The 1,957-nt window shown below is 60.1% G+C and carries 3 protein-coding genes; all 3 read right to left on the bottom strand.

Annotation, left to right across the window (positions count from 1 at the left end):
• Positions 1–261: 261 nt before the first annotated feature.
• The gene (locus NKH41_RS33970) at positions 262–714 is read right to left on the bottom strand and encodes a nuclear transport factor 2 family protein (protein WP_352473774.1); all 453 of its coding nucleotides are present in this window, start codon (positions 712–714) and stop codon (positions 262–264) included.
• A gap of 39 nt (positions 715–753) precedes the next feature.
• Complete coding sequence (locus NKH41_RS33965) at positions 754–1,416, bottom strand: hypothetical protein (protein WP_352781315.1); 663 nt, start codon at positions 1,414–1,416, stop codon at positions 754–756.
• 108 nt (positions 1,417–1,524) lie between these two features.
• On the bottom strand, positions 1,525–1,957 hold a 433-nt coding region (locus tag NKH41_RS33960), incomplete at its 5' end, for a LuxR C-terminal-related transcriptional regulator (protein WP_352935970.1).

The raw sequence follows: 1,957 nt of genomic DNA, 5'->3' as shown, positions 1-1,957 counted from the left end.
CATCATCGACTCAATCTCCTCTTACGACGAAGATTGAATCAGTGCTTCAGGACTGCTGCAACCCGGACTTTTTCAACACTATCGGTGGCGAGCCGACGCTCCACGCGAACGCATGGAATGGCCGGATTGCTGGGCTAGCCGGACGTTGAATGTGGATCAATTCGGGCTGAAAAGAAGCACAGTTCTGGCTCCATGACGCCGGCAGAGCCGATGGTCCCGCCAGCGCAAATCCTTTCTCTGCCCGTTTCGGACCGACGCTTCTCAGAACGCGAAATCCGCGGACTGAACGACATCGGCTGGGAGCCAGGTTTCATGAACTTGCAAGATCTCGGGCCCCCGGCTGTTGCCGCGATCGCGGACCACCATCGTCGTGACCCGGCCATTGTTCGGTTGATCGGAGTCCTTCGCGTCGCGTTGCCATTCGTGATAGTTCACGACCGCCAGGTCGGCGCTTTGATGGCTGATCCGGATGTCGCGTATTTTGATACGGAAGGCCGGATTCGATCCGTAGATGCTCTTCATGTAACCTGCGAAATCATTTTTCCCGAACGCCCTGCCGCCCGGCATGATGGCGACCAGATCGTCGCTGATCCGGTCGAGCGCGTTCTTCTTGAACGTCGCGTCGTCGCCAGGGCATCGGCCCGCCACCCAGTCGGTGAAGAATTCGTGGATGTCGTGGATCGTCGCCTCGATTTCCTTCGTTTGAAGGGACATTTTTTCCTCCTGTCTCAAGATGATGCTGGATCAGGCGCTTTACGCCGTGGCTTGCCCCGACCGGACGCTGCTTGAGGACAGCCCGTACCAGGCGAGCCACAGGCACATGAGAAGCGAGGAAATCAGCCAGATCGGACCCCCGATGCCGATCCCGAGCTGCTCACCGAGTGTCCACCCGGTTGCTGAAAGGATACCGAACGCCGAGCCGACGATCGCGGCCCATCGGGGCAGTATCCCAACGTTGTCGCGGGCATCGTGATACGCGACAAGCGCTGTCGCCAAGGCTAACGCCCAGAATCCGTTACCCATGCCGCCGGAAAACGCCCACCAGGTCATGAAGGTGTTGGTGTCACCCCGGTCGGCCGCGACCGCGACCACCGATGCCTCGGCGACTGCGGTGGAGAACGTAGTCAGGGCGCCGAGAGCCATCACCATCCAGGCAGAACTCAGCATCGGCGAACGCCGAACCCGGGGGTTGAGCGCCAGGTTCAGGAACGAAGCGCCGGCGATCAGGAACAGCGCCGCTGCCGCCGTCCAATGGACCGTAGCCCATCGCCCATGGCCCTCGGCGATATTCTGCATCTGAACAGACAAATCCGCGTCCGGTGGCCCGTGAAAGACGAGCGCAGCCGCCAGCAGCAGCGTTCCGGTGGCGAGCCAGACACCGCCCGGCCCGCTCATGCTGTTATTATTCGTTTGCATCGGGAAAACCTCCTGTGGCCTTTACCACGCCATGAAGTTTAGACCCGCGCCACGGTTGCCCGCTTCGGCGTAAATACCCACGCAGCGAGAAATTTGGCTTGGGTAGGATTACCCAGATACGACCATGCCGATCAGGCCGTGCTCGACCGCATAGGCCGTGGCTGCCGCGCGCGTGCGCACGTTCAGCCGCGTCAGGATATCGCTAACGTGACGGTCTACCGTCCGCTGGCTCAGACCGAGCTCGCGGGCAATTTGAGGAGGTGGCGGCAGGTTACCGATGTGACAGAAGTTCGTTTCGGGCTCAATCGAGCCGTTCATCGCGTCCGCCGCCGAGGACCGGGGGAAGGGTGGATGCTGCCATTCGTCTCGTCGATGGGAACGAGTAGGTAGCGCCAATATCGCGACATTCATGGCGCTTCTCAAAAGCTGCCCTTCGCGCAACGGCTCGAATCGACTGATAGTGTTGAAAAAGTCCGGGTTGCAGCAGTCCTGAAGCACTGATTCAATCTTCGTCGTAAGAGGAGATTGAGTCGATGATGGG

The sequence above is a fragment of the Mesorhizobium sp. M1169 genome (genome assembly GCF_040318345.1).
In the GTDB taxonomy this organism is placed as follows: Bacteria; Pseudomonadota; Alphaproteobacteria; order Rhizobiales; family Rhizobiaceae; genus Mesorhizobium.
This window is presented reverse-complemented; position numbering and strand designations above follow the sequence as displayed.

Excerpts from the sequence above, each read along its gene's own strand:
- NKH41_RS33965 (WP_352781315.1), bottom strand. The coding sequence starts at position 1,416 with ATGCAAACGAATAATAACAGCATGAGCGGGCCGGGCGGTGTCTGGCTC.
- NKH41_RS33970 (WP_352473774.1), bottom strand. The coding sequence starts at position 714 with ATGTCCCTTCAAACGAAGGAAATCGAGGCGACGATCCACGACATCCAC.